This is a genomic window from Microbacterium sp. H6, from assembly GCF_003314775.1.
Lineage (GTDB): Bacteria > Actinomycetota > Actinomycetes > Actinomycetales > Microbacteriaceae > Microbacterium > Microbacterium oxydans.
Genome location: NZ_QOAY01000192.1, coordinates 64,739 through 70,371, shown reverse-complemented (window position 1 = coordinate 70,371; position 5,633 = coordinate 64,739). Strand labels below are relative to the sequence as shown.

Annotated in this window: 7 protein-coding genes and 1 pseudogene; 2 read left to right on the top strand and 6 right to left on the bottom strand. The window is 68.7% G+C overall.

Annotated elements, in window-relative coordinates:
* The 4 genes from ruvB to DSP71_RS12920 form a co-directional block, all read right to left on the bottom strand.
* On the bottom strand, positions 1-927 hold a 927-nt coding region (gene ruvB, locus DSP71_RS12935; protein ID WP_258546433.1), incomplete at its 3' end, for a Holliday junction branch migration DNA helicase RuvB.
* Positions 920-1,540 (bottom strand): Holliday junction branch migration protein RuvA, encoded by a 621-nt coding sequence (gene ruvA, locus DSP71_RS12930; protein WP_046747161.1) that lies wholly within the window; start codon positions 1,538-1,540, stop codon positions 920-922. The genes ruvB and ruvA, both read right to left, overlap by 8 nt.
* 9 nt (positions 1,541-1,549) lie before the next feature.
* On the bottom strand, positions 1,550-2,134 hold the full coding sequence (gene ruvC, locus DSP71_RS12925; RefSeq protein ID WP_046747162.1) for a crossover junction endodeoxyribonuclease RuvC: 585 nt from the start codon (positions 2,132-2,134) through the stop codon (positions 1,550-1,552).
* Between the two features lie 45 nt (positions 2,135-2,179).
* Positions 2,180-2,941, bottom strand: coding sequence for a YebC/PmpR family DNA-binding transcriptional regulator (locus tag DSP71_RS12920; RefSeq protein ID WP_046747163.1), 762 nt, complete (start codon positions 2,939-2,941; stop codon positions 2,180-2,182).
* A gap of 86 nt (positions 2,942-3,027) precedes the next feature.
* Between DSP71_RS12920 and DSP71_RS12915 the strand changes: the two genes are divergently transcribed.
* Together DSP71_RS12915 and DSP71_RS12910 are read left to right on the top strand one after the other, a co-directional pair.
* Positions 3,028-3,750 (top strand): dienelactone hydrolase family protein, encoded by a 723-nt coding sequence (locus DSP71_RS12915; protein ID WP_113681282.1) that lies wholly within the window; start codon positions 3,028-3,030, stop codon positions 3,748-3,750.
* Between the two features lie 44 nt (positions 3,751-3,794).
* Positions 3,795-4,670: an aminoglycoside phosphotransferase family protein gene (locus DSP71_RS12910; protein WP_257022008.1), complete on the top strand. Its 876-nt coding sequence runs from the start codon at positions 3,795-3,797 to the stop codon at positions 4,668-4,670.
* Positions 4,671-4,679: 9 nt separating this feature from the next.
* On the opposite strand, the gene pdxT is transcribed toward DSP71_RS12910, so the two are convergent.
* Both pdxT and DSP71_RS23805 read right to left on the bottom strand, forming a co-directional pair.
* On the bottom strand, positions 4,680-5,291 hold the full coding sequence (gene pdxT / locus DSP71_RS12905) for a pyridoxal 5'-phosphate synthase glutaminase subunit PdxT (protein WP_258546432.1): 612 nt from the start codon (positions 5,289-5,291) through the stop codon (positions 4,680-4,682).
* Positions 5,281-5,633 (bottom strand): annotated as a pseudogene (locus DSP71_RS23805) (pyridoxal 5'-phosphate synthase lyase subunit PdxS); the annotation flags it as partial. The pseudogene DSP71_RS23805 and the gene pdxT, both read right to left, overlap by 11 nt.

Here is a 5,633-nt window from a genome sequence, read left to right as displayed (position 1 = left end):
GAACCCGATGCGCACGAGGTACGGCTCGACCACGCTCTCCACGGTCTCGGCTTCCTCACCGACGGCGACAGCGAGCGTGCTGAGGCCGACCGGGCCACCGCGGAACCGTCGGACGAGCGCTTCGAGCACGGCACGGTCCAGGCGGTCGAGACCGATCGGATCGACGTCGTACAGATCCAGGGCCGCACGGACCTCGCGGATGGTCGCAACTCCCCCCGTGTGCACCAGCGCATAATCGCGCACCCGGCGAAGGAGGCGATTCGCGATGCGCGGGGTGCCGCGGGACCGTCGGGCGATCTCGGCGAGCGAGTCGGTCGGGAGGTCGACGCCGAGCACGGCCGCGGATCGTGCGATCACCTGCTCCAGCTCGCCCACCTCGTAGAACTCGAGGTGACCGGTGAACCCGAAGCGGTCGCGGAGCGGGTTGGGCAGCAGCCCGGAGCGAGTCGTCGCGCCGACCAGGGTGAACGGCGAGAGCTCGAGCGGGATGCTCGTCGCTCCCGCGCCCTTTCCCACCATGATGTCGATGCGGTAGTCCTCCATCGCGAGATAGAGCATCTCCTCGGCGGAGCGCGCCATGCGGTGGATCTCGTCGATGAAGAGCACTTCACCGGGGACCAGGCTCGAGAGCAGGGCCGCGAGATCACCGGCGTGCTGGATCGCCGGGCCGCTGGACAGCCGGAGCGGACGTTCGCTCTCGTGTGCGACGATCATCGCGAGCGTCGTCTTCCCCAGGCCGGGAGGTCCCGCCAAGAGGATGTGATCGGCGGGACGACTCTGGATGCGGGCGGCCTCGAGGAGCAGCTGCAGCTGACCGCGCACCTTCTGCTGGCCCACGAACTCTCCGAGGCTCGTCGGCCGCAGGGCGCCTTCGATGGCGAGTTCGGTCTCGTCGGAGGGCTCGCTGGCGTCGAGGGGATCAGACACGCGCCTGGCCTCCCTGCGCCGGGCCGAGCAGGGCGAGCGTACGACGAAGCAGAGAGGCGACGGACGCGCTCTCCGCCTCTGTGGCATCCGCTGCCGTCTGGGCGGCGGCGTCTGCGGCGACCTTCTCCGACCAGCCGAGCCCCACGAGTGCCGCGGCCACCTGCGTGACGACATCGGCGCCGCCGCCCGCGGCGGGCTTCGCCGGAGCCGCGAACGCCTGCACCTTGCCGGCGAGCTGCAGCACGATGAGCTTCGCCGTCTTGGGGCCGATGCCGGAAACGCGTCGGAAGGGGGCGTCATCCTCCGCGGTGACGGCCTCGGCGATCTGATCGCTCGTGAGGTGCGAGAGCACGCCGAGTGCCGACTTCGGACCGACGCCGGTCACGCTGATCAGCAGTCCGAAGATCTCGAGCTCACCGCGGTCGGCGAAGCCGAACAGCGACAGCGAGTCCTCACGGACGATGAGGCTGGTGTGCAGCAGCAGCTTCTCTCCCACCGTCGCGGTGTGCGCGACATCGGCGGGCACCGCGACCGCGAATCCGACCCCGCCCACATCGATGACGACCTGATCGGATGCCGCATGCAGGACGACGCCGTGCAGAGAGGAGATCATCCCCTCAGCCTACGGCGTCGCTCGTAGGTATGTTCGACCGACACGCTTCTCGGCCTCGGCCCAGGCACGCTGAGCGGGAGTCAGAGCCCCGGGGGCGGTCGCCGCTGCTCCCCCGCGTCGCCAGGCGTGGCAGAGGGCGATGGCCAGTGCGTCGGCGGCATCGGCCGGTTGCGGCAGTGCGTCGAGGCGCAGGATGCGGGCGATCATCGTCTGCACCTGCCGTTTGTCGGCAGCACCATATCCGGTGACGGCGGCCTTGACCTCACTGGGTGTGTGCGTGGCGGCGGGGAGCCCCGACTCGGAGGCGATCAGCAACGCGACGCCGCTGGCCTGTGCGGTGCCCATCACCGAGTGCGTGTTCTGCTGCGCGAAGACCCGCTCGACGGCGACGGCATCAGGTCGATGCTCGGCGATCACGGCGCGGATCCCGGCGGCCACGATCGAGAGACGCTCCCCGATCTCCGCTTCCGGCGAGGAACGGATCACCCCGACGTGCACGAGCGTTCCGCGGCGCGATCCGTCGACATCCACGACCCCCACACCGCAGCGGGTGAGACCGGGGTCGATGCCGAGCACGCGCAGAGAGGAGGTCACTCCCCCAGGCTAGGCCGCCGATCCGACACCGGTCGCCCGGCGCGCCTAGGCGTCGTCGTTCTCCAGCTCCGCCTGGACCTCGGGACTCAGATCGAAGTTTGTGAACACGTTCTGCACGTCTTCACTGTCTTCCAGGGCATCGATCAGGCGGAAGATCTTGCGCGCGGTGTCGGCGTCGATCTCGACCTTGAGGTTCGGGACGAACTCGACGTCGGCGGACTCGTAGTCGATGCCGGCCTCCTGGAGCGCGCTGCGCACAGCCACCAGGTCGGTCGCCTCCGTGATCACCTCGAAGCCCTCGGCGTGCGGTTCGATCTCCTCCGCACCGGCCTCGAGCGCAGCCATCATCACGTCATCCTCGGTGGTGCCCTCGGAACCGACGACGATGACGCCCTTGCGGCTGAAGTTGTAGGCCACGCTGCCGGGGTCTGCGAGCGTGCCGCCGTTGCGGCTGAGAGCCGTGCGAACCTCAGCGGCCGCCCGGTTCTTGTTGTCGGTCAGACACTCGATCATGAGCGCGACGCCGTTGGGGCCGTATCCCTCGTACATGATCGAGAGGTACTCGACGGCCTCGCCGCCGATACCGGCACCGCGCTTCACCGCGCGGTCGATGTTGTCCTTGGGGACCGAGGTCTTCTTGGCCTTCTGCACCGCGTCGAAGAGGGTGGGGTTGCCCGCCAGGTCCGGTCCGCCGAGCTTGGCGGCGACCTCGATGTTCTTGATGAGCTTGGCCCAGGACTTCGCGCGCCTGGAGTCGATGATGGCCTTCTTGTGCTTCGTGGTCGCCCACTTGGAATGCCCGGACATAAGTCTCCGCTCGTCGTATCCGCATGAGCTCGCGCTCAGCGCATCGTCCATTCTAACGAACGCCTCGGGTGGCGCAGGATGGGAGCATGCGCAGATCACGACACATCTCTCCCGCCCTCCGCTCGGCAGAGGTTCCTGACGGCGCACCGGCGCCCGCCGACACCCTGCGGTACCTGCTCCACCTCCCTGATGGCTACGACGATGATCCGCACCGGCTCTGGCCGCTCGTGCTCTTCCTGCACGGTGCAGGCGAACGGGGTTCCGACCTCGATCTCGCCGCCGTCCACGGTCCGCCCAGACTGGCGGACGACGGGCAGGAGTTCCCCTTCATCCTCGTCACACCCCAGTGCGCCGCGGCGAGTCAATGGGTCGCCGAGCTCTCGACGCTGGCCGCACTGATCGATGAGGTGAGCTCCACACACAGGGTCGACGAGGAGCGCGTTTCGGTGACAGGACTCAGCATGGGCGGTTTCGGCACCTGGTCGCTCGCGGTGCGCTACCCCGATCGATTCGCGGCCATCGCACCGATCTGCGGTGGCCTGTGGATGCAGAGCGCCGCTCCGATCCGCGCGATCCCCTCCTGGGCGTTCCACGGCGACGCGGACGACGTCGTGCCGATCGCCGCGACAGAGCAGATCGTCGACGAGCTGCAGGCCCTCGACGCTGACGTGCGTTTCACCCGGTACGCGGGCGTCGGTCACGACTCATGGACCGAGACGTACGAGAACTCCGAACTCTATGAGTGGATGCTCTCCCATCGGCGCGGAGTCGAACGCGACGGACCCGGCGTCGAGAAGACAGCACGATGACGACGGGAGCAGATCGGCTCCGGCCCGACTGGCATACGCTCCCGATGCCACTTCGATCTCGGATCATCTCCGCGATCGGGGGTGATCTCGTGCAGGAGGCGCCAGCCCATGGCGGCTTCAGCGCCTCCTACGCGGGCGTCGTCACGACCACGACGGGGCGCGCATTCGTCAAGGCCTGCGGTGCGGATTGGCACGCGGACTCGCTGCACTTCCTCCGCGAGGAGATGCGCACGCTCTCGCATCTGCCGACCGCCATCGCCCCACGACTCCTCGGAGCCATCGACGACCCGACGGGTACGGCGCTCGTAATCGAGGCGATCGACGGCCGCCACCCCGGCCAGCCGTGGACGACGGCGGACCTGCACGCCGTAGCCAAGGCCCTGCGCGTGCTGTCGACCACCCCTGCGCCTTCGGATATGCCTCGAGCAGAGGCTGTCATGATCCCCGGTTTCACCAGGTGGACGGAGATCGCTGCGGATCGGGGGATGCGCGAGGCGCTCCCCCACGGCCTCCCCGCGCGGATGCCGGCGTTGCTGCGCCTCGAGGAGAGCTTCCGCAGCGCGGTACACGGCGACGTCATCGTGCACGACGATGTGCGCGCAGACAACATCCTGATCAGCGCTGGACGGGCACACCTGCTGGACTGGCCGCACGCGCGCAGGGGCGCCGCGTGGATCGACCTCCCCTGTCTGCTCCCCAGCATCGAGGCATCCGGAGGCCCCGCCTGCGAGGAGGCGTGGGCTGTGTTCGAAGAGCACGGCGCACCACCTCAAGCTGAGCTGCTCGCCGTGATCTCCGCCTTCGCATCGTTCCTCTGGTTCCAGCAGGCGCAACCCGATATCCCGCAGCTCCCCGGCCTGCGGGAGTTCCAGCGCGCGCAGGCGATGCCGGCTCTGCGGTGGCTCTCGGGCCTGATCTGAGCCGACGACCTATCGCGCCGCAGCGCGGCGACGTGCGTCTGCGCGAGCGAGAAAGCGCTCGTGGAACCTCGTCTCTCCCGTGATCTCCGGGTGGAAGCTCAGACCGAGCAGGTCGCCCTGCTCCACGGCGACCACGCGTCCATCGGGCAGGGATGCCAGCACGTCGGCCCTCGGACCGACCGACTCGACAACCGGTCCGCGGATGAACGCGGCGGACACCGGATCCGCGCCGAGTGCGGGAACGTCGAGTCGCGCTTCGAAGGATTCGACCTGACGGCCGAAGGCGTTCCGGCGCACGACGACATCCAGCCCTCCGAACGACTCCTGTCCCTCGATGGCGTCGACGATCTCGTCGGCGAGCATGATCAGTCCCGCGCACGTGCCGATGACCGGCATGCCTGCCGCGATGGCCTCGCGGATGGGCTGCTGCATCCCGAAGACGCGCGACAGCTTGTCGATCACGCTCGACTCGCCGCCCGGGATGACGAGCCCGTCGACCGATGCGAGGTCGTCGGGGCGTCGCACCAACGCCACGTCGGCACCGAGACTCGAGAGCAGGGCGGCGTGCTCGCGCACGTCGCCCTGCAGCGCGAGCACGCCGACCCTGGTGTTACCAGCCACGCTCGGCGAGACGGTGCGGCGCGGGAAGGTCGCTGACGTTGATGCCCACCATGGCCTCACCCAATCCACGCGAGACCTCGGCGATGACCTTCGGGTCATCGAAGAAGGTCGTCGCCTTGACGATCGCCTTCGCCCGCTCCGCAGGGTTGCCCGACTTGAAGATCCCCGATCCGACGAACACGCCGTCGGCGCCGAGCTGCATCATCATGGCTGCGTCTGCAGGGGTCGCGACACCACCGGCCACGAACAGCACGACGGGAAGCTTGCCGGTCTCGGCGATCTCGGCGACCAGCTGGTACGGTGCCTGCAGTTCCTTGGCCGCCACGAACAGCTCGTCCTTGG

Coding starts and splice junctions, on each gene's coding strand:
- ruvA (WP_046747161.1), bottom strand. CDS start 1,540: ATGATCTCCTCTCTGCACGGCGTCGTCCTGCATGCGGCATCCGATCAG.
- DSP71_RS12920 (WP_046747163.1), bottom strand. CDS start 2,941: ATGTCCGGGCATTCCAAGTGGGCGACCACGAAGCACAAGAAGGCCATC.
- DSP71_RS12915 (WP_113681282.1), top strand. CDS start 3,028: ATGCGCAGATCACGACACATCTCTCCCGCCCTCCGCTCGGCAGAGGTT.
- DSP71_RS12910 (WP_257022008.1), top strand. CDS start 3,795: ATGCCACTTCGATCTCGGATCATCTCCGCGATCGGGGGTGATCTCGTG.